We start from the raw sequence: 25750 nt of genomic DNA on the forward strand, positions 1-25750 counted from the left end.
TGGTGGTGGCCCGTGGTGGTGGCCCGCGTCAGTCCTCGTCGGGGCGGCCGCGCCAGGCGATCAGGCGGTCGGTGCCGTGCCACCCCAGCTGCCCGGCCAGCACGGCCGCGAGCACGGCCGCGATCAGGCCGATGACCTGGCGCGACTCCATCAGCAGGGACGAGGTCTGCACGGTCACACCGGTCCACAGGGACAGCATGAAGTCCACGGGGCCTCCCAAAGGAAAGGCCGCACCAAGGTCACAGAAAGGTCAAGGGGTGCGACCCGGCCGAGGCTACCAACGCCGCAGAGTAAAACCCTCCAAGATCTCTAAACCTCACCTGGGAGTGACAAAGCCCTGCCCCCGGTCGCCGGGGGCAGGGCCTCGTCCGCCCGTCAGTGGAAGAAGTGCCGCACGCCGGTGAAGTACAGCGTGATCCCGGCCTGCTTCGCCGCCTCGATGACGTCGGGGTCGTTGACCGACCCGCCCGGCTCCACGATCGCCCGCACGCCCGCCTCGGTGAGCACCTGCAGGCCGTCGGGGAAGGGGAAGAAGGCGTCGGAGGCGCCCACCGACGCCGCGGCGCGCTCGGCGCCCGCGCGGGCCACCGCCAGGCGCGCCGAGTCGACCCGGTTCACCTGGCCCATGCCGACACCGGTGGTGCCGCCGTCGTGGGCCAGCAGGATCGCGTTGGACTTGACCGACCGGCACGCCTTCCACGCGAACGCCAGGTCGCGCAGGGTCGCCTCGTCGGCGGCCTCGCCGGTGATCAACTCCCAGGTGGCCGGGTCGTCGCCGTCGGCGTCCACCCGGTCCACCGTCTGCAGCAGAACACCGCCGTCGACACGCCGGAACTCGGTCGCGTTCGCCGGGCCCTGCGGGCACTCCAGCAGCCGGATGTTCTTCTTGCGGGTGAGGATCTCCAGCGCGTCGGCGTCGAACGCCGGCGCGACCAGCACCTCGGTGAACACCTCGGCGACCTGCTCGGCCATCTTGGCGGTGACCGGGGCGTTCACCGCGATCACGCCGCCGTAGGCCGACACCGGGTCGCAGGCGTTGGCCTTGCGGTGCGCGGCGGCCACGTCCGCGCCCACCGCGATGCCGCACGGGTTGGCGTGCTTGATGATCGCGACGGCGGGCTCGGCGAAGTCGTAGGCGGCGCGGCGCGCGGCCTCGGCGTCCACGTAGTTGTTGTAGGACATCTCCTTGCCGTGCAGCTGCCGCGCCCCCGCCAGGCCCTTGGCGGCGCCGGTGTCGGTGTACAGCGCGGCCCGCTGGTGCGGGTTCTCGCCGTAGCGCAGCACGTTGGAGCGCTGCCAGGTGGCGCCGAGGAAGTCGGGCCAGCCCGTCTCGGCCGCGTCGGCGTCCTTGGCGTAGCTGCTCGCGAACCACGACGCCACCGCCACGTCGTAGGACGCGGTGTGGCTGAACGCCTCGGCGGCCAGGCGGCGCCGCTCCTCCAGCGTGAACCCGCCGCCCTGGACCGCCTCCAGCACCGCGCCGTAGGCCGCCGGGCTGACCACGACGGCGACGCTGGCGTGGTTCTTGGCGGCGGCGCGGACCATGGTCGGGCCGCCGATGTCGATCTGCTCGACGCACTCGTCCGGCTTGGCGCCCGAGTCGACGGTGTCGGCGAACGGGTACAGGTTCACCACCGCCAGGTCGAACGGCTCGACGTGCAGGTCCTCCAGCTGCTGGACGTGGTCGTCCTTGCGCCGGTCGGCCAGCAGGCCCGCGTGCACCTTCGGGTGCAGGGTCTTCACCCGGCCGTCCAGGCACTCGGGGAATCCGGTGAGCTTCTCCACCTTCATCACCGGCACGCCGGCCGCGGCGATCCGGCCCGCCGTGGAGCCGGTGGAGACGATCTCCACGCCGGCCGCGTGCAGCCCGCGCGCCAGCTCCTCCAGCCCCGTCTTGTCGTAAACGCTGATCAGTGCGCGCTTAATCGCGACCCGACTCACCGGTCGAGCTCCCCTCATCGTCTGCTGTCGTGGTGCAGGTGCGGCATTTCATGGAGACCCGCCGTCCCCGCGCGGTCCAGCCGTCGCGGGCGAGCCGGCCGACGACGTCGACCAGGAGGCGGCGCTCCACCTGCTTGATGCGCTCGTGCAGGGAGTCCTCGTCGTCATGCCAGCCCACGGTCACGGCCTCCTGGGCGATGACGGGTCCGGTGTCCACTCCTTCGTCGACGAAGTGCACGGTACAGCCCGTCACCTTCACGCCGTACGCCAGGGCGTCCCGGACGGCGTGCGCGCCGGGGAACGCCGGCAGCAGCGCGGGATGGGTGTTGACGGTCCGGCCGCCGAACCGCTCCAGGAACCGCGGCCCGAGGATCTTCATGAACCCGGCCGACACGACCAGGTCGGGCTCGTGCGCGGCGACCGCCTCGGCGAGGGCCGCGTCCCAGGCCGCTCGGTCGGGGAAGTCGGGGATGCGGACGGTGAACGTGGGCAGTCCCGCTTCGCGCGCGCGCTCGGTGCCGGCGATGTCGGACCGGTCCGCGCCCACGGCCACGACTTTCGCACCGTAGGCTGGATCTGCGCACGCGTCGAGCAGCGCCTGTAGGTTGGTCCCCGCGCCGGAGACGAGGACGACGAGCCGGGCGGACACCATGACTCCCTGCTGTGGGGTTGGGGTTCGGAGGCCGCGGCGTCTCCCGCGGCAAGCCACCACGAAGCCTATCGGCCCAGCTCGGCCCCATCGCACGACACCAGGAGGAATGACGTGAGTGAGCAGCCGGGCCAGGGCAACGGCGTCGGGACGCCCGAACGGCCGCAGCCCGCCGGGCGGCCCCCAGGGGACAACGCCGGCCGCCGCGCGGCCTGGCTGGGCGTCGGGGGCCTCGTCCTCACCCTGTTCTTCTGGCCCCTCGGGCTGGTGCTGTCGATCGCCGGGATCATCGTCGGCCTCCGCGCCCGCCGCCGCGCCGCCCACGCGCCCGGCGCGATGGCCGGCATCGTCGCGGGCGGCATCGGCGCCGTCCTCGCCGCCATCGGCGTCGCCAGCCTCATCTACGTGTGGCCGCAGGCCAACGACATGACGCGCTGCCTGGACTCGGCCAACACGATGACCGACGAGCAGGCCTGTAAGGACCGCTACATCCCCCAGATCGAGAAGAAGTTCGGCGCCAAGCCGGGCAGCCTGGACTGGATGTTCTAAGAGCGCGGGGCTGTCTCTATGGGAGGCCTCCCTTAGTCCCTTGGGTCGTTCCTTAGGACGTAGATGGCTCCACCTCGGTTTTCGGTGGGGCCGTCGCCGTTAGGGGCCGGAGCCTCCGCAGGCAGCGGTTCGGTGAGTTCCCTTACTTCTTCGGGCTCCGGCGCTTCCGGGGTGGCCTCGGTCTCGGGCTCTGCCGTTTCGGCGCGCGCCTCTTCCTGCGGGCGGGGGCGGCGGCGGGCTTGGCGGCGGGGGGTGAGGATCGGCTCGGCCTCTTCGAACTCCATCAGGGGCGGGGTGTAGGGGCCCGTCTGCTTCGGCTGGGTTCGCGGGGCCGGTGCCGGGGCCGGGGCGGGGGCCCTCGGCGGGACCGGGCGGGCCGGGGGTGCTTCCGGGCGGCGCTGGATGCGCCAGTTGGTCAGCCAGGCGGCGAGGGCCGCCGAGATGCCGACCTCCAGGGCCGCCAGCAGACCGACCTGCCAGGCCGAGGGGCCGACGGTGGCCATCCGGGCGCCGCCGAGGGGGCCGCCCGACAGGGCGGCGAGGACGGCGGCCACGCCGCCGGTCAGCGCGCCGGTGGCGAAGCCCCACAGCGGCGCGATCTCGTAGCCGCGGGTCGGCAGGGCGCGCATGGTGAGGGTGCCGCCGATGATGCCCGCCAGGAACGGCGCGGCGAGGGCCACCAGCGACAGCGCGGGCGCGGGGCCGGGGTCGGGCAGGGCGGCGAGGGGCGGGAAGACCGGCACCGAGTCCAGGAAGACGCCCGTCGCGGACACGCTGCTGCCCGCGCCGACGGCGAAGCCGGGGCCGATCGCGTAGGACGCCCCCCAGATGACGGCGTTCGGCAGGTACGCCAGCTCGACCACCAGCAGCAGCACGGTGCCCACGATTCCGGGCGCGAGCATGTCGTACTGCCGGGTCGCCTCGGACATGTGCAGGGCGAGCGAGGCGCCGACGAGGATCGCGCCCGAGCCGAGCAGGACGGCCAGCGCCCCCGTGACCCCGATGACCAGGGAGCCGGCCCGCGGCGGCAGCAACCGCAGGAGCGCGCCGAGGCCGGAGCGCACCCGTCCGCGCGACGCCACCAGCGCGCGCGCTGCGCCGAGCCCGCCCGCGATGGCCGCCACGAGGAAGCAGGTCAGCAGCGCCTGCCAGGCAGAGGGTTTCACCCGCGGGGAGGACGCCGCGAGCGCCAGCAGCCCGGCCAGGGCCGCATAGGGCACGGCCAGCGCGATGGCGACGTGCAGCACGCCCCGGCGCGAGGACCGTGCCGCCCCGGCGGAGCGGATGATCCAGCCGCCGCTGCGGTGCAGCAGCACGCCGGGCAAGACCAGCAGGCCGAGCGGCAGCAGCCCGATGCGGCCGCCGCCGTAGGAGAACCCGGCGTGGTGGGAGACGAGCCAGAAGTTCACCGCCGTCCGGAACACCCCCGGCAGGCCGTGCCCGAGGGCGGTGCGCGGCGCGGCGATCCAGCCGGCCAGCGTGATCGTGACGAGCACGGCGAGCCCGATGCCGACGCACCACAGGGCTCCCACCAGCCCCGACACGTACAGCGGCCGCTGCGGGCCGGTCGGCCGGGGCGCGGGTCGGGCCGGGCCGGTGGTCGCTCGCTGTCCTCGGGTGTCGTCGCTCACCCGTCCCATGCTGGCACCGGGCCGCGCCCGAACGGCCCTGCCCGTCCGGCGTGTCGCCTTTGTCGTCACCGTCACCCTCTTGACGGAACGGTCCACCGCCCCCGTTACTGGGGCGATGCTCACCTTCTCCCTCGCCGCGCTGGTGCTGATCATGATCCCCGGCCCGGACCAGGCGCTGATCACCAAGAGCGCCCTCACGGGCGGCCGGCGGGCGGGCCTGCTGACCACGCTCGGCGGTGTCCTCGGCCTCGCCGTGCACGCCACCGCCGCCGCGGCCGGCCTGTCGGCGCTGCTGCTCGCCTCGGCGACCGCGTTCACCGCCATGAAGATCGTCGGGGCGGTCTACCTGGTGTGGATGGGCGTGCAGACGCTGCGCGCGGCGGCCCGGGCGCGCCGCGAGGGCGCCGCCGAGGAGCCGGTGGAGCGGTCCAGCCTGAGCGGCCGGACCGCGCTGCGGCAGGGCTTCCTGTCCAACGCCCTCAACCCCAAGATCGCGCTGTTCTTCGTGACGTTCCTGCCGCAGTTCCTCGACCCGCACGCCGCCGCCCCCTGGGCGCGGGCGCTGCTGCTGTCGCTGGTGTTCGCCGTGCTGTACCTGGCCTGGTTCACCCTGTACGTCGGCGCGGTCGACCGCCTCGGCCGCTGGCTGCGCCGCCCGAAGGTCAAGCGCGGCATCGAGCGCGTGACGGGCGTCCTGCTGATCGGCTTCGCCGTCCGCCTCGCCACCGCCCACCAGGGCTGACACCACGGGGCCGAACGCGAAAGACGCCCGCGCCACCCCGAAAGGGGCGGTGCGGGCGTCTTTTCAGGCGGACCGTCAGAGGTTCTTCATGATGTCCCGCATGAGGCGGGCGGTCTCGCTGGGGGTCTTGCCGACGCGCACGCCGACCTTCTCCAGCGCCTCCTTCTTCGCCTGGGCGGTGCCGGCCGAGCCGGACACGATGGCGCCGGCGTGGCCCATCGTCTTGCCCTCGGGCGCGGTGAACCCGGCGACGTAGCCGACGACCGGCTTGGTCACGTGCTGCTCGATGTAGGCCGCGGCACGCTCCTCGGCGTCACCGCCGATCTCACCGATCATCACGATCGCGTCGGTCTCGGGGTCGTCCTGGAACGCCTGCAGCGCGTCGATGTGCGTGGTCCCGATGATCGGGTCGCCGCCGATGCCGACGCAGGTGGAGAAGCCGATGTCGCGCAGCTCGTACATCATCTGGTACGTGAGCGTGCCCGACTTCGACACCAGGCCGATGCGGCCGGGCGAGGTGATGTCGGCCGGGATGATGCCGGCGTTGGACTTGCCCGGGGACGCGATGCCGGGGCAGTTCGGCCCGATGATCCGGGTCTTGTTGCCCTTGTCGCCCGCGTACGCCCAGAAGTAGGCGGTGTCGTGCACCGGGATGCCCTCGGTGATGACGACGCAGAGCGGGATCTCGGCGTCGACGGCCTCGACGACGGCGTCCTTGGTGAACTTCGGCGGCACGAACACGACCGACACGTCCGCGCCGGTCTGCTCCATGGCCTCCTTGACGGTGCCGAACACCGGCAGGCTGGTGCCGTCGAAGTCGACGGACTGACCGGCCTTGCGGGCGTTCACGCCGCCGACGACCTGCGCGCCGGAGGCGAGCATGCGGCGGGAGTGCTTCATGCCCTCCGAGCCGGTCATGCCCTGCACGATGATCTTGCTGTTCTCCGTGAGCCAGATGGCCATGCTCATGCACCTGCCGCAGCGAGTTCGGCGGCGCGCTTGGCCGCGTCGTCCATGGTGTCGACCTGCTGGACGCCGGGCAGCGCCGCGTCGGTCAGGATCTGCCGCCCCAGTTCGGCGTTGTTGCCGTCCAGGCGGACCACCAGCGGCCGGTTCACGGTCTCGCCGCGGTCGCCGAGCAGCTTGTAGGCGGACACGATGCCGTTGGCGACCGCGTCGCAGGCGGTGATGCCGCCGAAGACGTTGACGAACACCGACTTCACGTCCGCGTCCGACAGCACGATCTCCAGGCTGTCGGCCATGACCTCGGCGGACGCGCCGCCGCCGATGTCGAGGAAGTTGGCCGGCTTCTGGCCGCCGAACTCCTCGCCGGCGTAGGAGACCACGTCCAGGGTGGACATGACCAGGCCCGCGCCGTTACCGATGATGCCGACGCTGCCGTCGAGCTTGACGTAGTTGAGGTCCTTGGCCTTGGCCGCCGCCTCCAGCGGGTCGGCGCTGGCCTTGTCCTCGAGCTTGTCGTGCTCCTGGCGGAACGACGCGTTGTCGTCCAGGGTGACCTTGCCGTCCAGCGCCTTGACCTCGCCGTCGGCGGTGAGGATCAGCGGGTTCACCTCGACGAGGGTGGCGTCCTCGTCGGTGAAGACCGCCCACAGGCGCTCGATCAGCTCGGCCGCGCCGTCCAGCGCCTCCTCGGGGAGGCGGCCCTGCTCGGCGATCGAGCGGGCGGTGGCCCGGTCGATGCCCTGCAGCGGCGAGACGGGCACGAGGGCCAGCCGGTCGTGCGGCACCTCCTCGATCTCCACGCCGCCCTCGACGGAGCAGATGGAGAGGAAGGTGCGGTTGGCCCGGTCCAGCAGGAAGGAGAAGTAGTACTCCTGCGCGATCGCGCTGCCTTCCTCGATCAGGACCTTGTGGACCGTGTGGCCCTTGATGTCCATGCCGAGGATCTGGTTCGCGAGCGCTTCGGCCTCGGCGGCGTCGTCGGCCAGCTTGACGCCGCCCGCCTTGCCGCGGCCCCCGGTCTTCACCTGGGCCTTCACGACGACCTTCCGGCTACCAGCGGCGAAGAGTTCCTCCGCGATGGCCCGGGCTTCCTGGGGAGTATGGGCGACCTTGCCGGTAGGCACCGGTACCCCGTACTCGGCGAAGAGTTCCTTCGCCTGATGTTCGAACAGGTCCACGAGGCGTCCTTAACGGATTGACAGCCAATGACCACTCGAGTGGGGGGACACGGGTCTTTCCGTGTGGCCGCCACTCTGCGGTCCGCTCCGTCGACGCAGCCTAGTCCTCCCAGTTCCATGGTCATGCCGCCGGGGCCGGGTCGGGTGTGGGCGCGGGCCGTGGACGGGGTAGGGCGACTCTGTGGATACCGTTCCGCTTGGAGGGTTTTATTCGGTTTAGTGGCGCCCCGTAACGCTTTTGGGGCGATGGGGGGCAGGCGACGGTGGGCGTCGGCGGGGGCCGGCGCGCGGCGGACGGGCCGCGCGCGGTGCGGCGGATCACAGTGTTCGTGCTGGTCGCCGTGCTCCTGACGACGTTCGGCGCGGTCAACATGCCCCGGCGCGGACGGCCGGAATGGGCCAGTCCCGGGCTGGTCGGCGGCGGTGGGTGGCCGTTCGCCTCGGCGCCGCTCGATCCGGCGGACGCGGCGGGCGCGGTCTACCTGCCCGACAGCTCGGTGGTGCGGCTCGGCGACGGGCGGGTGCGGCTGATCCCGTTCGGCGGCGATACGCCGATCACGGTGGCGGCGTCCGACCCGCGCGTCGGTGCGGCGGCGGAGGCCGACGCCGCGTGGCTGGCGCGCGGGAGCGTCCCGGGCCTGCGGCTGCCGGTGCTGCCCGAGAACGTGGTGACGCCGCCGCGGCCGCCCGCGCAGCTGGGCTCTCCCGCGACGCGGCCGCCGAAGAAGGTCGTCACGCAGTCGAACCAGCAGTACCGGGACATGGCAGCGCGCGCGCTGCTCGACCTGCGGTTGCTGACGCAGCCCAACGGGGCGTCGCTGGCGTCCTGGTACGGGCTGTGGCGGTATTCGTGGCCGCGCGACTCGGCCTTCGCCGCCGCCGCCTTCACCGTGACGAAGCACCGCGTCGAGGCCCGCCGCGTCCTGGGGTTCCTGGCCCGGGTGCAGCATCCCAACGGCATGTGGGCCGCGCGTTACAAGCCCGACGGGACCGCCGTCGCCGACGGCCGCGCGCCGCAGCTCGACTCGCTCGGCTGGGTGCTGTGGGCGGCCTGGCTCTTCCACGAGCTGGACCCGGACGCGGCGGCCGAGATGCCGGAACTGTGGCCGATGGTCCGGCGGGCGGCGGGCCGGCTCGCCGCCTCGCTCGGGCCGGACGGGCTGCCGCCGCCGTCGTCGGACTACTGGGAGCGCAAGCCGTCCAGCGAGGAGGCCCCGGACCGGGCGACGCTCGGTGTCGTCGGGCCGGCGCTGGCGGGGCTGCGCGCCGCCAGCGCGTACGCGCGCGAGACCGGGCACGGCGGCGAGAGCGCGCACTGGCAGGACGCCGCGCGGACGCTGTCGGACGCGGTGACGCGGCGTTTCGCCCCGTTCGGCTACCCGCGCTCGCCGGTCCGGGGCGGGCTGATGGACACCTCGGTGACGTTCCTGACGCCGCCGTTCGCGCCCGCCGACCCGTCCGTCACCGCGGCGGTGACGCGGGCCGCGGGCCGGCTCGCGCTGCCGAACGGCGGGGTGCTGCCGGGCGAGCGCTGGTCGGGCAACCAGAAGGTCGCCTGGACGCCGGAGATGGCCCTGTTCACGCTGTCCGCGGCGGCGTCGGGGCGGACGCGGGAGGCGGTGGGGCGCCTGGACTGGCTCGCCGGGCACCGCACGACGCTCGGCGCGCTGCCCGAGAAGGTGGACGAGAACGGCCGCCCGGCCGCGGTGGCGCCGCTCGGCTGGACGGCGTCGCTGGTGGTGCTGAGCCTGGCCGCCCTGGAGCGCCCGCTGCCGGTCCCCGGCGTCTAGCCGAACTGCTCCCAGCCGAGCTTGGCCACCATCGCCGTCACCACGCACAGCAGGACGGCCCGGACGAACCCGGCGCCGCGGCTGATCGCCATCCGGGCGCCGAGCTGCGCGCCGACGACGTTGCAGGCCGCCATGCCGAGCCCGATCGCCCACAGCACGTGGCCCTGCGCGGCGAACACCGCCAGCGCGCCGAGGTTGGTCCCGGTGTTGATGATCTTTGCGTTGGCCGAGGCGTTGACGAAGTCGGCGCCGAGCAGGCCGGTGAAGGCCAGCACCAGGAACGTCCCGGTGCCCGGGCCGACCAGGCCGTCGTAGAAGGCGATGGCCAGGCCCGGCACGAGCACGGCGGCGGCGAGCCGGCGGCGGGTGCGCAGCACCAGCCGGGGTGTGCGGCCGAGGCCCGGCTTGAACACCACGATCGCCGCGACGCCGAGCAGCACCACCATGATCAGCGGCTTGAGCACGGCGGCGGAGATCGCGGCGGCGCAGAGCGCGCCGACCGCGGCGAACACCACCGCCAGGCCACCGGCGGGCAGCGCGACCTTCAGGTCGGGCTTGGCCTTGCGCAGGTAGGCGACGGCCGCCGAGGACGTGCCCGCGACGGCGGCGAGCTTGTTGGTGGCGAGCGCGGCCGCGACCGGCTGCCCGGGGTTGAGCAGGAGCAGCGCGGGGAGCTGGATCAGCCCGCCGCCGCCGACCACCGCGTCCACCCAGCCCGCGGCCGCGGCGGCCACCAGCAACAGCACCACATGCTCGACCTGCAAGGCGGCTCCCGGGGGGTAAGGAGTCAAACAACTTGTCGCGCGTGACCCTACCGCCCCGGGGAAAGGCCGCTCTCCCCCAGGAGCCACCCGGCCGTCACCTTGCCCGCACCCCGTGCCCGCCGAAGGGTGAAGGGCATGGCCTTCGTGGTGCTCATCGGGACGCTCGACACCAAGGGCACCGAGTACGGCTGGCTGCGCGACCGGCTGCGCGCGCTCGGCGCCGACGTCGTCCTGGTGGACACCGGCACCCTGGACGCGCCGCGCGTCGTCCCCGACGTCCCGCGCGAGGAGGTCGCCCGCGCCGCCGGGCTCGATCTGGCCGCCGTCGCCGACCGGGGCGCCGCCGTCGCCGCGATGGCGCGCGGTGCCGCCGCGGTGCTGACCCGCCTGCACGCGCGGGGCCGCCTGCACGGGGTGCTGTCGGTCGGCGGCAGCGGCAACACGGCCCTGTCGACCGCGGCGATGCGGGCGCTGCCGGTCGGCGTGCCGAAGCTGATGGTGTCCAGCATGGCCTCGGGCGACGTCTCCCCCTACGTCGGCGGCCACGACGTGACGCTCATGTACAGCGTGGTGGACATCGCGGGCATCAACCGCGTCTCCGCGCGCGTCCTCGCCAACGCCGCCGACGCCGTCGCGGGCATGGCCGCCGGTTACGCGGCGGGGCGGGAGGCGCCCGCCGAGCGGCCGGTGATCGGCGCGACGATGGCGGGCATCACCACCGGGGGCGTGGACGCGGCGCGCGGCCACCTGTCCGCCCTCGGCTACGAGGTGCTGGTCTTCCACGCGAGCGGGGCCGGCGGGCGGTCGTTCGAGGCGATGGCGGCGAGCGGCCTGCTCGTGGGGGTGCTGGATGCGACGCTGCTGGAGGTCTCCACGGGCCTGCTGGGCGGCGTCGGCCAGGCCGGGCCAGAGCGCCTGACGTCCGCGGGCCGGGCGGGCGTTCCGCAGGTGGTCGGCCTCGGGGGCCTGGACATGGGCAAGTTCGGGCCGTCGGTGCCCGAGCGCCTGCGGAACCGGCACGTCCACATGCACAACCCGTCGGTGATGGTCGTGCGCACCACCCCGGCCGAGTGCGCGGAACTGGGCCGCCTGGTCGCCGCGAGACTGCGCGCCGCCACCGGGCCGACCGCCCTCTACCTGCCACTACGCGGCTTGTCGTCGCTGGGCTCACCGGGCGGGCCGTACCACTGCCCGGCGGCCGACGCGGCGCTGTTCGACGCCGTCCGCTCAGGCCTGGACGGATCCGCCGTCGAGATCCGCGAACTGGACACCGACGTCAACGACCCGGCCTTCGGCCAGGCGATGGCCGCCCGTCTGCACGCGATGGCCCGTCAGGCATGACGGGCGCGGAACGCGGCGGCCTTGGCGCGGTTGCCGCAGCCGCGCATGTCGCACCAGCGGCGGGTGCGGCGCTGTGAGGTGTCGACGAACAGCCGGGTGCAGGGGGACGCCTCGCACTCGCGAATCAGGGCCGCCTCGGGGCCGCCGAGCAGGTCGATCGCGGCACGGGCGGCGGCGGACAGGGCGGCGGGCAGGTCGCCGGAGCGGACGGGGCCGTCCTCGGTGAGGGCGACGGCGGGTAGCGCGGGGACGGCGGCCCGGTTGAGCGTGCCGAGGTCGGCCGGGTCGAAGGAGTCGCCGGTGGCGAGGCGGTAGATCGCCTCGCGCAGGGCCTTCGCGCCGGCCAGGTCCTCCATGGTCACCGGGGGTTCGTCGTCGAGCAGGCCCGCGGCGACCGTCCAGCGGGCCAGGTCGGCCGGCGCCGGGAGCAGGTCGATGCGCGCGCCGCGCCGGTGCCCGACCGTGCCGGCCAGGTCGAGGCCGACGTTGCCGCTGACGAAGGTGAACTTCATGGGCCAATAGTAACCGGCTTGACGGGTTATTTCATGCCGTGCCACCCTGCTAACCATTCCAGCCGGTTACTTGGAGGGTCCATGGCGATGACGATGACGATCCCGGCACGGCGCTTCGGCCCACGGCACCGCTGGACGGTGCTGGCCGTCGGCGTGGGGGCGCAGGCGAGCTTCTCGGCGATGTTCTCCGGCCTCCCGGTCACCGCGGTGGTGATGCGCGCGGACTACCGCCTGTCCACGGCGGCGCTCGGGCTGGTGCTCGGCTGCCTCGGGCTCGGGACCGCGGTGTCCGACATCGTGTGGGGCCTGCTGACCGACCGGTTCGGCGACCGGCGCATCCTGCTGACGGGGCTGGTGTCGACCGGCGCGCTGCTGCTGGGGATGGCCGCCGTCGCCGTCCCATCGGCCGGGGCCGGGACCGCGACCCTGGCGGCCTGCCTGCTCGTGGCGGGGGCGCTCGGCGGGAGCGTCAACGGGTCGTCCGGCCGCGCGGTCATGACCTGGTTCACCGACGGGCAGCGCGGGCTGGCGATGAGCATCCGGCAGACCGCCATCCCGGCGGGCGGCGCGGTCGGCGTGGCCCTGCTGCCCGTCCTGGCCACCACCTGGGGATTCCGGCCGGCGTACGCGACACTCGCGGCGTTCTGCCTGCTCAGCGCCCTTTCGGTGGCCTGGTGGCTGCACGCGCCGGACGCCCCCGCCGCAGCCGCCGCGCCGGAGCCGGGCCCCTCTCCGCTGCGCCGCTGGAAGGTGTGGCGGCTCGCGCTGGCCAGCGGGCTGCTGACCGTCCCGCAGTTCGCGGTGCTGTCGTTCACCGCCGTCTTCCTGCACGACGCGCGCGGCGTGGGGGGCGCCGTGGCGGCGGGCGTCGTCCTGGTCGCGCAGCTGGGCGGCGGCGCGGCCCGGATCTGGACGGGCCGCCGCACCGACCGCGGCGCCGACCGCCGCACCTGCATCCGCGTGATCGGCCTGCTCACGGCCCTGGCCATGGCCGCCGCCGCGGTGCTGACCCACGCGCCGCTGCCCCTGACCGCCGCCGCGCTCGCCCTCGGCGGGCTGCTGGCCAACGCCTGGCACGGCGTCGCCTACACCGAGATCGCCGTCATGGCGGGCGCGGACCGGGCGGGCGCGGCCCTCGGCCTGGAGGGCACCACGATCTTCGCGGCGGCCTTCGTCACCCCGCTGGCCGTCCCGGCCCTCCTCGACGCGGCGTCCTGGCCGGCTGTCTGGGCCTTCGCGGCCCTGACGCCGCTACTGGCCGCGGTCCTGTCCCCCGCCCCGTCCGCCCGGTCTGTGCCCGCGCATCACGATCCAGCGACCGAAGGGCACGGAAGGCGGTGACGGCCTAGCCGTCCGCGTCGGCCGGGCGGAGGCGGTGGGCGTCGTCGAAGAGGGCGCGTTCGGCCAAGCGGGCCGCGATGAGGGCGGCCAGGGCCGCCGCGGCGAGCAGCATGTACATCACCACGATCTGGTAGCGGATGGCGGTGAGGGGGTCGACGCCGGCCAGGATGAGGCCGGTCATCGCGCCGGGCAGGCTGATCAGGCCGACGGTCCTGGTGGCGTCGACCACCGGGATGAGCGCGGTGCGCACGGTGGTGCGCAGGTGCGGGGCGAAGGCGTCGGCCGAGCTCAGGCCGAGGGCGAGGCGGGCCTCGATCGCCGGGCGGGCGGTGCGGACCTCCTCGCGCAGCCGGGTCAGCACCAGGGCGGTGGCCTGCATCGCGCCGGAGACGACCATGCCGCCCACCGGGATCACCACCCGCGCCTGCGCGGAGACCACCCCGAGGGCCAGCAGGACGCCCAGCGTCGCGGCCGTGCCGGCGGCGATCGCGGCGGTGGCCACCGGCAGCGCCCGGGGCAGGCCGGCGGCGCGGCGGCCGGCGACCCGCCCGGCGATCAGAACCATCACCACCAGCCACCCGGCAGCGCCCGCCAGGCCGGTGTGCCGCAGCACCAGCAGCAGCACCGCGCCGACCGCGGCCAGCTGGATACCGGCGCGCAGCGCGGCCACGGCGATCTCGCGCGCCAGGTGCAGCTGCTGCCGCCAGGCCACCGCGACCGCGACGGCGACCAGGACGAGCGAGGCGCCCACCCCCGCCCAGGTGGGGACGGCGGGGTTCATGGTCCTTCGTCCAGGTAGGCGATCCGGTCGATCGCGCCCGCTGCGGTCAGCCGCCCGTGGTCCAGGACCAGGGCGTGGCCGGCGATGCGGCGGGCCTGCGCGGTGTTGTGGCTGACCAGCACGGCCGTGGTGCCGGCGGCGACCAGGTCGCGCACGGCCGTCTCGACGGCCTTGGCGCTGACCGCGTCGAGCGCGGAGGTGGGCTCGTCCAGCAGCAGCACCTCGGGACCGACCGCCAGCGCCCGGGCCAGGCAGACGCGCTGCGCCTCCCCGCCCGACAGCCCGGCCGTGGCGCGCTCCAGCATGCCCGGCGGCAACCCGACCCGCTCCAGCAGCCCGGCGGCCTGTTCGGCGTCCAGGTCCGGGCGGCCGACGCGCAGGTCGTCCAGGATCCGGTCGGTGAGCAGGACCGGCTGCTGGCCCACCAGGCCGACGCGGCGCCGCACCGCGAGGACGTCCAACTCCGGCAGCGGCCGCCCGTGCAGGCGCACCACGCCATCGCTCGGTTCCTCCAGCCGGTTCAGCAGCCGCAGCAGCGTCGACTTGCCCGCACCCGACGGCCCGACCAGCGCAGTGCAGGACCGTGCCGGGATCCGGCAGCTCACGTCGTCCAGCAGCAGCGCGCCACCGCGCTGCACCGTCACCCGCTCCAGCCCGAACACCGTCTCGCCGGTCGTGAGCATCCTCCTGATCGCTCTCCTGTACGCCTATGCAACCACGCACCTGCCGCAGGTCCCCAGTGGAGGGGGGCGGGGACACTGGGATTGATTTCAGCTCCGGGACTGCGTCCGGGAACTTACTTTGACCCGCCCCCCTTGAGCAGCGGGCTCGGATGAGCGCTCTGACCTGTCTCCACTGTGCGGGGAGGGTAACAACGGGGTCCGTCAGTATTCGGCCGGGTCACTCGGTGCCGTCCGCAGCGTGCCGCCGGTAACCGGCGGGTTCGCGGAATTCATGACCATTCGTCGGCGAGGAGGGCCCAGACCTGCTCGTCGCGGCGCTCGCCGTCCATGACGAACGCCGACCGGAGGGTGCCCTCGTGGACGAAGCCGAGGCGCTTGGCGGTCGCGACGCTCGGCGCGTTGCGGGGGTCGCAGCGCCACTCCACCCGGGCCATACCCCGCTCCCGCACCGCCCAGTCGATCATGTGGCGGACGGCCGTGGTGACCAGGCCGCGGCCCTGGTGGGCCTCGTCCAGCCAGACCCCGACCTCGCAGACGCCGAGCGCGGTGTTGAAGACGCGGAACAGGACGCCGCCGGCGAGGACGCCGTCCACCCAGATGCCGTAGAGGCGGCCCTCGTCACGGGCCTGCCGGTCGGCGTAGTTCTGCAGGTACTCGCGGGCCGACGCCTCGTCGACCACGGTCCTGGCCCACGGGATCCACGGCATCAGGATCCGCCGCACCCGGTCGGCGTGCGCGGCGAACTCCGCGGCGTGCCAGGGCTCCAGCGGACGGAGTTCGGCGCCTTCCCCCAGTGCGAGCGAGAACATAGGACCTCCCCATACATACCAAACGTTCGTTACGTACCATAGCGGCATGCCCGCCCGAGGTGATCATGAGGCCCGCCGCCGCGACGTGTCGGCGGCCGTCTGGCGCGTCCTGGCGTCCCGCGGCTTCGACGGCCTGACCCTGCGCGCCGTCGCCGCCGAGATGGGCGCGTCCACCGGCCTGCTCACGCACTACTTCCCGAACAAGAAGGCGCTGCTCACGCACGCCCTGGACCTCGCGGACGAACACACCGAGGCCCTCGCCCGCCGCACCCCGGCGGCCCCGGGAGCGGCGGCACTGCGCGCGGCACTGCTGGACGTCCTGCCGCTCACCGAGGTCTCGGCGGCGATGAACCGCGTCTGGGTGAGCTCCTGGGACGGGGCGCTCGGCGATCCGGACCTGGGGACACGGGAGACGGCCCGGTACGAGCGCTGGCGCGGGCGCTTGCGGGTGCATGCCGAGGCGGCGCGGGAGCGGGGGGAACTGCCGGCCGATGCCGATGTGGACGACATCGTGGCGACGGTCGCGGCCTTCACGCATGGCCTGGTTGTCCAGGCTTTGTTTGATACGGTCCGCTTTCCGCCAGAACGGCAGATCGCCCTGCTGGACGACCTCCTGAGCCGCTACTTCATAACCCCGGAACGCTGAACATTCAGCGTTTCTCGTGATCAGTAGCGCAGCGTTCACACATGTGCTCAGACTGTTGCCATGGCCTCTCCCCCTGCGCCTTCGGCCCGGCTACGGCGCATCGGCATGGAGCTCCGGCGGCTGCGGATCGAGGCCGGCCTGTCCCAGCGAAGAGCGTCCATTCTCCTCGACCGGTCGCCCAGTTCGATCAGCCACCTGGAGAACGGCCTCTGCGAGATCCGGCCGCGCGAGCTGGACTTCATCCTCCGCCAGTGCAACCAGCCCGAGGGAGCCTTCAAGGAGGCCATGCTCGAGCTGGCCCGCGATGGCAGGAAAAAGGGCTGGTGGCGCAGCTACACAGGAGTGCTGTCGCCGGAGCACATGGACTTCATCTCCCTGGAGGACGACGCCAGGCACATCCGCACCTACGAAACTCTGATCATCCCTGGCCTGCTCCAGACCCCGATGTACGCACAAGCCGTTTTCCGCGACGCGACGCCTTCAATCGCGCGCGGTGCACTCAAAGTACGCTTGGCCCGCCAAAGCGTGATCCATAAGCCTCATGCGCCACAACTGGATGTGATCATCAGCGAGGCGGCCTTGCGGCAGATGGCAGGCGGATCCACCACGATGCAAGGACAGCTCGATCACCTCATCACCGTATCCGAGCGAACGAACGTCAACCTACGGACGCTTCCCTTGGGCATCGATTTCCACCCGGGTCTCCTCGGCCCCTTCACCATGCTGGAGATCGGCACCGTAGGCAAGTTGACCGTCGTGATGATCGAGGACCATCGAGGTATGTCGTATGTCGAGGACGGAGATGAGGTCCGAGGCTTCGCTCGCGTCTTCACCGAACTCAATTCGCTTGCCTTGGACGAGGTCGACTCACGGACGCTAATCCAGCGACTACGATCAGAAATATGAACACGTGGCGTAAGAGCACCTACAGCAGTGGCAGCGACCCAAGCTCCTGCGTCGAGGTCCGCGGCCTTGACGAGGCCATCGCCGTCCGCGACTCGACCGACCCCGAAGGCCCCCGCCTCGATCTGGCTCCCCACACCTGGCGCACCCTCCTCGAAACCATCAAGACCCAGCGCTGACCACTGCCGCTCAGTTACGGCATCGGCGCAGCCACCACGGCTGATCCAGGTCGGCGAACGGATCAGGGCTCGTCCGCGTCAGCTAGAGCTCATCGAGCGGCCGGATCATCTCCCGCAACTCCCGCGTAACGCGCCGGGGCAAGACGTTCAGGGCTGGAGGGGCTGAGGGTCGTCACCGAGGGAGGACGGGTCGCACATCGGACAACCGCCCTCACCCACCAGCGGATCAGTAGGGGCGCGGGCAAACCAGGCCCAGTCCGAAGCCTCTGGTGTCGAGCGACCGAACCAGCTCCCGCAACTCCCGCACAGCACGCCGAGGCAAAACGTCAGGGCTGGAGGAGCTGAGGATCGTCACCGAGGGAGGACAGGTCGCACATCGGACAACCGCCCTCACCCACCAGCGGACCGACAGGAGCGCGGGCAAACCGCGCCGTCCGAAGCCTCTGGTGTCGAGCGGCCGGACCAGCTCCCGCAACTCCCTCGCAGCGCGCCGAGGCAAGACGTCCAGAGCGATCTGGAGGGTCTGCCGGTCGTCATCGAAGAAGGACGGGGCGCACATCGGGCAAACCACGCCCAATCCAAAGCCCCTGGTGATGACAGGTTGTGCTGGGTCGTTCAACCCGTCCGCTAGGGCGTGTATCGAAAGCGCCGGTCACAGCCCCGTTGTTCTGAGGCAGGAATAAACCGCTACTTCAGCGGTGGATGTGGCGAGTACGGTGTGGCTGTGGGCCGGGGATCGCGTGCAGCGGCGGCTCACGGAGACGGATTCGCGGACGCGAAGGGGCGAATAGTGCCAGGTGCTGAGCTGCGAGGGGTGACTTTGGACTGTGCCGACCCGCAGACGCTGGCGGGCTTCTACGGTGCACTGACCGGGATGCGCGAGCTCTTCAGTACGGGCGAGTTCGTCGCTCTGACGAACGGCTCCGGCTGTGATCTGGGATTCCAGCGGGTTGACGGATACCGGGCTCCGCAGTGGCCGGGTCAGGACGTGCCACAACAGTTCCACCTGGATTTCCGCGCTGACGACCTCGATGCGATGGAAGAGCTGGCGCTGGAACTCGGCGCGACCAAACCAGACCATCAGCCCGGCGACGGACGCTGGCGGGTCCTCCTGGATCCGGCTGGTCACCCCTTCTGCCTGACGTCTTCCTGACATCGTCGGCGTGACAGGAACCCCCCGTCAGATGCCATAGCGCTCAGGCTTGGGCGAGCTGTTCATCAGCTGCTGGCCGCCTCGGAGAGGGCATGGCGTCGAATGTGCTGGTCACAGCCACTCGTTGATGGCCGCCACCAGGACGGTTGCCTCGTATCCGACCGCGAGTTCGTCGTACCTCGTGGCCACGGCACGATGTCCCTTGAGGCGATTGATGCCGCACTCGACTGCGTTCCGAGCCTTGTAGCCCCCCAGGACGAACTTCGGTGGACGGCCGCCGCAGAAGCCAAGTTTCCTTCGCTTGCGGGCCTGGTCGGCCTTGTCCGGGATGGTGCACTGGATGCCGTGTCTGCGCAGGTAGGAGCGGTCCTTGCGGAAGGCGTACGCCTTGTCGGCACGTACTCGGTTCGGCGTGGTGCGTGCTCTGGCCGGCCCCAGGCGACGCACGCGGATCTTCTTCAGGACGGGTTCAAACTGCGGGGAATCGCCACGCTGCCCGGCCGTGATCACGATCGACATGGGTTTCTGGCCCTGCTCGACGGCCAGGTGCAGCTTGGTGGTCAGGCCGCCACGCGAGCGTCCGTGCCCGTGGTCGTCCGGCTCGGTGGCGACACCACCGGGCGATTCGACCCGCAGGCCCCCCTTTTCCGCGCCCCGGCGGCATGCTGGTGAGCCCGGCAGACGGTGGAGTCGACGTTGATGTCCCAGGTGATCAGCTGCTTCGCGTCAACCTGGGCCTGCAGCTCGGCGAGGATCCGTTGCCAGGTGCCGTCCCGCTGCCAGCGTCGGAACAGGTCGTACATCCGACCCCAGGGCCCGTACCGCTCCGGCACATCCCGCCACGGCGTCCCGGTTCGCGTCCGCCACCGTATGCCGGCGACCAGCCTCCGCCTGGCCCAGATCGGCGACCGGCCCGGCTTCGCGCCCATCGGCAACAACGACTCCAGCCGGGCCCACTGCGCATCCGTCAGATCTCCACGTGCCACAGGACACAAGATCTACTTCCGGGACAACACACCTAGGGTGTGTCCGGCGTGACCTCTCCTGGGCCGGGCGCTTTGCACTGGGGGGTGCGCGCCTCCCGGCGGCACACTCGTGCGGCCCCGATTCCTCGCCCGGCACTCGGGGCCCGTTCATCAGCGGCGGGGTGCTGTCCCGGTGGCCGGCGCCCGTCCGTCTGTCCCCGCGTGAGCTGGCCCCGGGCGGCAGCGCGCCGGCCGTGCCTGCGGCGCACTGTTGGTTCTACTGCTTTGTGGCCCGCCGCCGTTGCACCACGCGGGGACGGACCACATGGGAGGGGCATGTCAGATGGTGTATCGCACGTAACGCTCGCCCTTGAACAGGTAGACGTCCTTTCCGCTGCCGGGGCCGGCGCAGCCGGCCTGGAGGTTATAGGCGAACTCGGTGTCGGCCAGTCGCGGCCAGCCGGTGATGATGTTCTGGACGCCGTTGCGGATCCGTTCGTTGCGGCAGTCGTAGCGCACGTACTTGTCGCCTTTGAACAGGTAGACGTCGGTGGAGCTGCCGGGGACGCTGCAGGCGGCCTCGAGGTCGCTGGTGAAGTTCGTGCCCCTCAGGCCAGGCCAGCCGTCGGAGAGCCTGCCGATGCCGGCCCGCTCGTTGCGGCAGTCGTAGTTGACGTACTGGTCGCCTTTGAACAGGTAGACGTGGGTCGTACTGCCCGGAATGAGGCAGGCGGCGTCGAGGTCGCGGGTGAAGTTCGTGCCCCTCAGACCAGGCCAGCCGTCGGAGAGCTTCTTGGTGCCGTAGCCGATGTCCTCGCTGCGGCAGTCGTAGCGGACGTACTGATCTCCTTGGAACAGGTAGACGTCCGTAGGGCTGCCCGGAGCGAGGCAGGCGGCGTCGAGATCGCGGGTGAAAGAGGAGCCGAGCAGCCCGGTCCAGCCGGTGGCGAGGAACTGGAAGCTCCCCTCCGGAGGAGGTCCCGGAGGGGTCTCGCCCGTGTACTTCACGTGCAGGGCGAAGTGGCCCATCCCCGAGGAGCGCGCATTGAACTGCAAGGTCATGCGCTGGCCTTCGGTGTAATACAGCGCCTTCAGGTCCGATCGGTTGAGGGCGAAGCCGCGGGTGAGGACCATGTCGTCGTGGTTGCGCAGGGCTTCCCAGAACGTCGCCAGGAGGTCCATCGCGACGATCATGTAGCCGAGCATGTCCGCACCGGGGACGAAGTTCAGCGCGAAGTCGACCAGGCTCAGCGAGTCGACGGCGTCCCCGAGCGCCTTCCCGAGCGCGGTGTACCACGCGTCGTTGGACTGGTCGGCCTCCCAGCACGTGATCATCAAGGCGCTGAGATTGCCGGTGAAACCGGCGTCGAAGAACGCCATCCTCCCGGTGCCGTGTTCGCCGGGGATGGGGTAGTCGTTGTTGCCGGACACCTGGCGGGTCTCGCCGGTGCGCGTGTGGAACTTGTAGTTGTGGGACTGACAGGCCGCGGTCCAGTAGATCTCGTCCCGTCCGCCCCACTGGTCGCCGGCCGCCTGGCGGCAGCGGAACCCGGCCCACTCCAGCTTCGCCCTGAACGGCGTGTTGGATGCCGCCTCATCCGTGGGCGCGCTGCCAGCTGTCTGTTCCTGAGCAGCGGTACCGAACTGGGCGCCGTTGAACAGGGTCAGGCCGTAGCCGTAGGCATCGGCTGCTTCGCTGAACGCATCTGTCTCCAACTGCTCCCCCGCCAGCAGGCGGGTGCGGTTGACCCACGCGACGTTGGGCTGGTCGGCCGCCAGTTCCCCGACGGCCCGGATGCGCTCAGCGACGTCCTCGGGCGTGAACGGCTCGTCGAGGCCACGCCGCACGACCGCCTGCGGCACCAGCGCCACCGTGCCCGCATCCCGCTGCTCACGGTAGGCCTGACCCAGCGCCCACACCTCGCCCTCCCCCAGCACACCGACCAGCGGCGCCAGGAACGACTGCTCCCACTCGGTCAGCTCCCGCCCCGTCTCCGCGCGCGCCGCAGTGTGCAGCCACACCCTGTCGCCACATTCGTTTCCGGGTTCTGGCGCCGCTGCCGCCGACGTGACGCGACAGCCGGCGCTCCCGCCAGCATCCGCCGCCATCGGTCCAAGCGCTCCTGCCCGCCCTCGACAGATGCTTGCCACGTGCTGGTGTTCGCCGTCATCTGGTCTCCATCTCGAAGCACTTCAGCCGTGGCATGAAGGCGTGTCGGGCGAGCCCGAACCACCCCATATCGCATGAATATTCGGTTTTGCGGCATGTCGGGCTGTGAACCCAAAGATCTCGATGCTGCCCCGGCAACGGCCTCTACAAAAGGACAGCGGTTGGCGCTAAGCGTCCTGTGCCATCGATGTTCGAGCGCCACCTGCCCGGGGGATGCCGGCTGGTTCGTGTAGTCGCGCCCGAGCGGAACCCGCAGGCGCGACCACGCTACAAAAGCTATTCGGGACGGACCTGCGCGGCCTGCATGCCCTTTTGGCCTTGTTCGGCGACAAAGGACACCTTCTGCCCCTCCTTGAGGGCCTTGAAGCCGTCAACCTCGATGGCCTTGAAGTGGACGAACAGGTCCTCGCCCCCACCGTCAGGGGCGATGAAGCCGAACCCCTTCTCATCGTTGAAGAACTTCACAGTGCCGGTCTGTCGGTTGCTCACGCTGTCGCCGATCTCTCCAAGGGGGTGATAATCAACCCCAATCACAGCACCCTTGCCCCTCCGAGGTATTGCACTAACCGCTGACGTGCCCTCGGCCGCTGATAGCTGGATGCCGTTCGAGGACGAAGCCGACGCGCAGAAATCCGCGTCGCTGATGGCGACGCACAGCTCGCCCTGGCCGCGCACATCCCCGGCCTGGCCACGGCCACTACCTGGAACAAATCCGGCAACGGCTGGGCCTCCACCGTGCACGCCGCCGGCGCCGCGGACTACGACGTCGTCCAGCACGACGACCGGAACCTGTGGGACGAACTCGAGAGCGCCTACCGGTGGTGGCCGGCCTGCGGCCGTCCCGGTCGCGACCGCTACGACCTGACCGTCACCCCCGACCACAGCCGCATCTGGCTCGACCACACCGGCCGCCTCATCGCCTGCTGGCCCATCCGACAGCTTCAATACCGCACGATTGTGGTGTTCAGGATCGCCCTGGCTGGAGGGACAGTTTCAGCATCAGTACGTTGAAGAGCGGGGCGTCGGGGCGCAGTTGTCCTTGCTGTTTCCAGCCCCAGCCGGTGTAGGCGGCGGTCGCAGTGTTGTCCGGCCGCACGAGCAGCGTGGCCCGTTCCTCTTGGCGGGGGGCGAGGAGATCTTCGCGCAGGGCGTGGCCGATGCCGCGCCCGCTGTACTTCTTGTCGACCATGAGTTCGGAGACCGCAGCGTGCTGATGCGCCCGCACGATCGTGGAACCCACGCTGACGGTCCAGTCGAGCCGGCCGATCGTCCCATCGGCCGCCCACCCGCGGTAGCGCTCGTAGACCGACTTCCAGTTGCCATACCGCTCCGGCAGATCCCGCCACGGCGCACCCGTCGCCGGCTCCACAGGATCCCGTTCAACACCGTCCGATGATCCAGCCAACGGGCACCCTGACGCGGCTGACCAGGAAGAAGAGGCCCGATCCGCAACCACGCGGCATCAGTGAGCTCATGACGACGCACCATGCTCACCTTCACAACCCAGCCAACAGATCGACCTCAGCCAAACACCAAGATCTGCCGGACACGACCTAGGAGTTCACCGCGTTCAGCGCCAGACCGATGGCCGGGGTCCAACCGGTGATCGCAGACTGCTCCCACCAGGTTGAAAACGCTCACTGCCTGCTGGGGAGGGTGATGTGCCAGGTTCCGGCGGGGGTGATCCAGATGAGGACGCCGGGCCAGGGCTGGAACAGGCGCCATCCGGTTGTCTCGTTGGTCCGGGTTGTCTGCTTGGTCCGGTGGTGGCGTCGGCACAGCGGTGCGAGGTTGCATCCGCAGGTGGTGCCGCGTGTGCCGTAAGGCGTGGTGTGGTCGATGTCGCAGTGTTCGGAGCGCCGGTTGCAGGTGGGGAACACACAGGTCGCGTGCCGGGCTTCGATCTGGCGCCGCAGCGCGGCGGGTGGCCGGTAGCCGGGCTTGCCGTGCCCGCAGGTGGTGTCGCGCAGCGGGGCCAGCCGTTCGTGCAGGTCTTGGACGGTGCGTGCGGCGAGGCGGGGCAGGTCGGCCAGTCGCCCGTGGAACTCCACGTGCGCGCGCAGTTCTTCCAGCCTGCGCTGTGCGGCGTGGCCGACCATCTCGGCGACCGAGTCACCGATCTCTTCGGACGTGTCCGGGACGGCGGGCGTCGAGGCCGGAGGCTCCGCATCCACCGGGGGAGCGTGGAGGGCCTCGGGAAGCGGGATGCCGCGCAGGAGTTGCAGGGCCAGGTCGGCGCGGATCTGGTCGATCAGCCGGGCGTCGCCGTCCTGTTTGAGGCCGTGCGCGACAGCGGTGAGCTTGTTGTGGACGGCTGTGGCGTCGTCGGCGGGGATGTCGATCAGGGCCAGGCCGGCGGCGCCGTGGCCGCTCTCCCACAACTCCAACCGCCGCCCTTTGACCGTCTTGCGGGTCTGCTCCTCGAGCTCCGCAGGCGCCAGGCGGCGCACCAGGCGCTTGATCTTGCCGCGCAGCTGACCCGTCGTGCGCTCCTCCACCCCGTCCAGCACGGTGTCTTCGACGCGGGCGCACAGCGAGTCGGGCAGGTGGTCGGTGGCGTCGCTGATGGCGCGGGCCTTGGCCAGGTCGATCCGCCCGGCCTGCAGTGCCTCCTGGGTTCCGGGAAGCTGGTGGGTGAGGCGTTCGGCCAGGTGCACCAGCGTCGCCGCGGCGTTCCCGGTCACCGCCAGCGCGACCGAGACCTCCTCCAACAGCGACTCGCGCGCCGACAACACCCGGTAGTCGGGATCGTGGTGCTCGTCCTGGGCGTGGCGGCGGGCGGCGAGCTCGGCGATCGCCGCGAGCTCCTGCGCCTGCGCCCAGGAAGCCTGGCGCCGCGCCGCGGCCATCCGCTCACACAACTCCGCATCACTCAGGTCGGCCAGCCGGTTCTTATCGCCCGACAGGCACACCGCCAACTGCGGACCGGGCGGGAACCACGAACGGTCCTCCCACTCCCGCTCCTCACCACGAAACGCCTTGACCTCGGCCAGAGAAGCCATTCCCGCCCACCCCCTTCCCTTCTCCCCACTATTCTAAATCCAGCGAAGATCGTCCACAATCAAGCGCCACCCGCGAAACCATTCTTTACCATCGGCAATTTGTCGGCTTTATCCAATGCGGCCAGACGCATCGACCATGTGCCCAGCGAACCCGCCCCCGCTTCCCCGACGAAAAGCGGAACTCGACCCACCAAGCCCAGCCACCGCACCGCGCCGCAGGCTATCTTTTCCCTCTCTTCGCAATGCGCCGCGCCAGCAATGCGCACCATGAACGCGACGGCCAACCACCGGCCAGCCAGGCAAGCCCGAGCGCCAAGGTGCAACAAGCGGCCACCCAAGCACCCCGCCCCCAACCCTCACCACCCTCGCTGAGTCTTAAGGGCCACCGGCCAAAAACCGCAGCATGCGCACTCGACAGCGACTACTCCGACCACTCCCGCCAACCACCCGCCGCAGCCGCGCAGCGCGCAAGCCTCGAAGCTCCCCAAAAGCGAAGCCCAACCCACCCAACCCGGCCAGCGCGCCGCAGGCTGGCTTTTCCATATCTTCGCAATGCGTCGTGTCGCCAATGCGCAATATGACCGCACCGCCTAGCCACTGGCCGGCCCAGCAAGCCAAGATGCAGCAAGCGGCCACCCACGCACCTCGCCCCCCAACCCTCACCGCCCTCGCTGAGTCTTAGGGGTCACCAGCCAAAAACCGCAGTATGCGCACTCGACAGCGGCCGCTTCCACCCAACCACCAGCCGCAGCCGCACAGCCACCAGATGCCCAGCTCGCAAAACCCGCAGCCTCACAAAAGCGAAGCCCAACCCACCCAGCCCAACCACCGCGCCGCAGGCTGGCTTTCCCTCACTCCACAAAGCGCCGCGCTCCCCAAACTCACCATGACCGCGACGGCCGACCACCAACCCGGCAAGCCCGAGCACCAAGATGCAACAAGCGGCCCCCAAGCACTCCGCCCCCAACCCCCACCGCCCTCGCCGAGTCTTAGGGGTCACCAGCCAAAAACCGCAGTATGCGCACTCGACAGCGGCCTCTTCCGCCCAACCGCCA

Annotated in this window: 25 protein-coding genes and 1 pseudogene; 9 read left to right on the top strand and 17 right to left on the bottom strand. The window is 71.3% G+C overall.

What is annotated here, in order from left to right; all coding sequences use genetic code 11:
- Positions 1-28: 28 nt before the first annotated feature.
- The 3 genes from ACRB68_RS27515 to purN form a co-directional block, all read right to left on the bottom strand.
- Entirely contained in the window at positions 29-208 is a 180-nt protein-coding gene (locus ACRB68_RS27515; RefSeq protein ID WP_153537196.1) for a hypothetical protein, read from the bottom strand.
- A gap of 167 nt (positions 209-375) precedes the next feature.
- Positions 376-1941 (bottom strand): bifunctional phosphoribosylaminoimidazolecarboxamide formyltransferase/IMP cyclohydrolase, encoded by a 1566-nt coding sequence (purH, locus tag ACRB68_RS27520; protein WP_328594852.1) that lies wholly within the window; start codon positions 1939-1941, stop codon positions 376-378.
- Complete coding sequence (gene purN / locus ACRB68_RS27525) at positions 1922-2593, bottom strand: phosphoribosylglycinamide formyltransferase (RefSeq protein WP_153537200.1); 672 nt, start codon at positions 2591-2593, stop codon at positions 1922-1924. The genes purH and purN overlap by 20 nt, the downstream gene beginning before the upstream one ends.
- Before the next feature lie 111 nt (positions 2594-2704).
- On the opposite strand from purN, the gene ACRB68_RS27530 reads away from it, so the two are divergent.
- Positions 2705-3139, top strand: coding sequence for a hypothetical protein (locus ACRB68_RS27530; protein ID WP_153537202.1), 435 nt, complete (start codon positions 2705-2707; stop codon positions 3137-3139).
- Between the two features lie 32 nt (positions 3140-3171).
- Here ACRB68_RS27530 and ACRB68_RS27535 read toward each other — a convergent pair whose 3' ends face one another.
- Positions 3172-4770 (bottom strand): cell division protein PerM, encoded by a 1599-nt coding sequence (locus ACRB68_RS27535; RefSeq protein ID WP_328594853.1) that lies wholly within the window; start codon positions 4768-4770, stop codon positions 3172-3174.
- Positions 4771-4849: 79 nt separating this feature from the next.
- Here ACRB68_RS27535 and ACRB68_RS27540 point away from each other — a divergent pair, with 79 nt between their 5' ends.
- Positions 4850-5512, top strand: coding sequence for a LysE family translocator (locus ACRB68_RS27540; RefSeq protein ID WP_207709829.1), 663 nt, complete (start codon positions 4850-4852; stop codon positions 5510-5512).
- A gap of 75 nt (positions 5513-5587) precedes the next feature.
- Here ACRB68_RS27540 and sucD read toward each other — a convergent pair whose 3' ends face one another.
- Together sucD and sucC are read right to left on the bottom strand one after the other, a co-directional pair.
- Complete coding sequence (gene sucD / locus ACRB68_RS27545; RefSeq protein WP_153537204.1) at positions 5588-6475, bottom strand: succinate--CoA ligase subunit alpha; 888 nt, start codon at positions 6473-6475, stop codon at positions 5588-5590.
- 2 nt (positions 6476-6477) lie between these two features.
- Complete coding sequence (gene sucC, locus ACRB68_RS27550) at positions 6478-7656, bottom strand: ADP-forming succinate--CoA ligase subunit beta (protein WP_328594854.1); 1179 nt, start codon at positions 7654-7656, stop codon at positions 6478-6480.
- A 263-nt stretch (positions 7657-7919) separates the two neighbouring features.
- Here sucC and ACRB68_RS27555 point away from each other — a divergent pair, with 263 nt between their 5' ends.
- Positions 7920-9446, top strand: a complete 1527-nt coding sequence (locus tag ACRB68_RS27555) for a glycoside hydrolase family 15 protein (RefSeq protein ID WP_194293459.1) — start codon at positions 7920-7922, stop codon at positions 9444-9446.
- On the opposite strand, the gene ACRB68_RS27560 is transcribed toward ACRB68_RS27555, so the two are convergent.
- Complete coding sequence (locus tag ACRB68_RS27560) at positions 9443-10210, bottom strand: sulfite exporter TauE/SafE family protein (RefSeq protein WP_153537206.1); 768 nt, start codon at positions 10208-10210, stop codon at positions 9443-9445. The genes ACRB68_RS27555 and ACRB68_RS27560 overlap by 4 nt on opposite strands.
- 135 nt (positions 10211-10345) lie before the next feature.
- Here ACRB68_RS27560 and ACRB68_RS27565 point away from each other — a divergent pair, with 135 nt between their 5' ends.
- Positions 10346-11551 (top strand): Tm-1-like ATP-binding domain-containing protein, encoded by a 1206-nt coding sequence (locus tag ACRB68_RS27565; RefSeq protein ID WP_153537208.1) that lies wholly within the window; start codon positions 10346-10348, stop codon positions 11549-11551.
- Here the strand turns inward: ACRB68_RS27565 and ACRB68_RS27570 are convergent.
- Positions 11542-12063, bottom strand: a complete 522-nt coding sequence (locus tag ACRB68_RS27570; protein ID WP_153537210.1) for a CGNR zinc finger domain-containing protein — start codon at positions 12061-12063, stop codon at positions 11542-11544. The genes ACRB68_RS27565 and ACRB68_RS27570 overlap by 10 nt on opposite strands.
- 81 nt (positions 12064-12144) lie before the next feature.
- Between ACRB68_RS27570 and ACRB68_RS27575 the strand changes: the two genes are divergently transcribed.
- Positions 12145-13404: an MFS transporter gene (locus ACRB68_RS27575; protein ID WP_207709830.1), complete on the top strand. Its 1260-nt coding sequence runs from the start codon at positions 12145-12147 to the stop codon at positions 13402-13404.
- A 4-nt stretch (positions 13405-13408) separates the two neighbouring features.
- Here ACRB68_RS27575 and ACRB68_RS27580 read toward each other — a convergent pair whose 3' ends face one another.
- The 3 genes from ACRB68_RS27580 to ACRB68_RS27590 all read right to left on the bottom strand — a co-directional run bounded on the left by ACRB68_RS27580 (position 13409) and on the right by ACRB68_RS27590 (position 15677).
- Complete coding sequence (locus ACRB68_RS27580) at positions 13409-14185, bottom strand: ABC transporter permease (protein WP_153537212.1); 777 nt, start codon at positions 14183-14185, stop codon at positions 13409-13411.
- Positions 14182-14868: an ABC transporter ATP-binding protein gene (locus ACRB68_RS27585; protein WP_153537214.1), complete on the bottom strand. Its 687-nt coding sequence runs from the start codon at positions 14866-14868 to the stop codon at positions 14182-14184. Before ACRB68_RS27585 ends, ACRB68_RS27580 begins: the two co-directional genes overlap by 4 nt.
- A gap of 269 nt (positions 14869-15137) precedes the next feature.
- Positions 15138-15677 (bottom strand): GNAT family N-acetyltransferase, encoded by a 540-nt coding sequence (locus ACRB68_RS27590; RefSeq protein ID WP_153537216.1) that lies wholly within the window; start codon positions 15675-15677, stop codon positions 15138-15140.
- A gap of 46 nt (positions 15678-15723) precedes the next feature.
- On the opposite strand from ACRB68_RS27590, the gene ACRB68_RS27595 reads away from it, so the two are divergent.
- From ACRB68_RS27595 to ACRB68_RS27610, 4 genes are all read left to right on the top strand, one after another.
- Positions 15724-16323, top strand: a complete 600-nt coding sequence (locus tag ACRB68_RS27595) for a TetR/AcrR family transcriptional regulator (protein ID WP_153537218.1) — start codon at positions 15724-15726, stop codon at positions 16321-16323.
- 60 nt (positions 16324-16383) lie between these two features.
- A complete protein-coding gene (locus tag ACRB68_RS27600; protein WP_153537220.1) occupies positions 16384-17229 on the top strand; it encodes a helix-turn-helix domain-containing protein in 846 nt (281 codons plus the stop codon).
- Positions 17226-17405 carry a DUF397 domain-containing protein gene (locus tag ACRB68_RS27605; protein ID WP_153537222.1) on the top strand — a complete coding sequence of 60 codons (180 nt, stop codon included), beginning with the start codon at positions 17226-17228 and terminating at the stop codon, positions 17403-17405. The genes ACRB68_RS27600 and ACRB68_RS27605 overlap by 4 nt, the downstream gene beginning before the upstream one ends.
- An 814-nt stretch (positions 17406-18219) precedes the next feature.
- Positions 18220-18558 (top strand): VOC family protein, encoded by a 339-nt coding sequence (locus ACRB68_RS27610; protein WP_328594908.1) that lies wholly within the window; start codon positions 18220-18222, stop codon positions 18556-18558.
- 111 nt (positions 18559-18669) lie between these two features.
- Here ACRB68_RS27610 and ACRB68_RS27615 read toward each other — a convergent pair.
- The 6 genes and pseudogenes from ACRB68_RS27615 to ACRB68_RS27640 all read right to left on the bottom strand — a co-directional run bounded on the left by ACRB68_RS27615 (position 18670) and on the right by ACRB68_RS27640 (position 24695).
- A protein-coding gene (locus ACRB68_RS27615) for an IS5 family transposase (RefSeq protein ID WP_407924309.1) occupies positions 18670-19544 on the bottom strand; the annotation gives its coding sequence in 2 pieces (ribosomal slippage) (positions 18670-19154 and positions 19154-19544; 876 coding nt in all).
- 318 nt (positions 19545-19862) lie between these two features.
- The gene (locus tag ACRB68_RS27620; protein WP_153537223.1) at positions 19863-21545 is read right to left on the bottom strand and encodes a hypothetical protein; all 1683 of its coding nucleotides are present in this window, start codon (positions 21543-21545) and stop codon (positions 19863-19865) included.
- 424 nt (positions 21546-21969) lie between these two features.
- Positions 21970-22470 carry a cold-shock protein gene (locus ACRB68_RS42975; protein ID WP_456356038.1) on the bottom strand — a complete coding sequence of 167 codons (501 nt, stop codon included), beginning with the start codon at positions 22468-22470 and terminating at the stop codon, positions 21970-21972.
- 187 nt (positions 22471-22657) lie between these two features.
- Positions 22658-22882: a GNAT family N-acetyltransferase gene (locus tag ACRB68_RS41580; RefSeq protein ID WP_235960300.1), complete on the bottom strand. Its 225-nt coding sequence runs from the start codon at positions 22880-22882 to the stop codon at positions 22658-22660.
- A gap of 12 nt (positions 22883-22894) precedes the next feature.
- Positions 22895-23181: pseudogene (locus tag ACRB68_RS41585) on the bottom strand (transposase); the annotation flags it as partial.
- 149 nt (positions 23182-23330) lie between these two features.
- Positions 23331-24695, bottom strand: coding sequence for an HNH endonuclease signature motif containing protein (locus tag ACRB68_RS27640; RefSeq protein ID WP_153537227.1), 1365 nt, complete (start codon positions 24693-24695; stop codon positions 23331-23333).
- Positions 24696-25750 lie beyond the last annotated feature (1055 nt).

The organism is Actinomadura macrotermitis (assembly GCF_009604375.1).
GTDB lineage: Bacteria > Actinomycetota > Actinomycetes > Streptosporangiales > Streptosporangiaceae > Spirillospora > Spirillospora macrotermitis.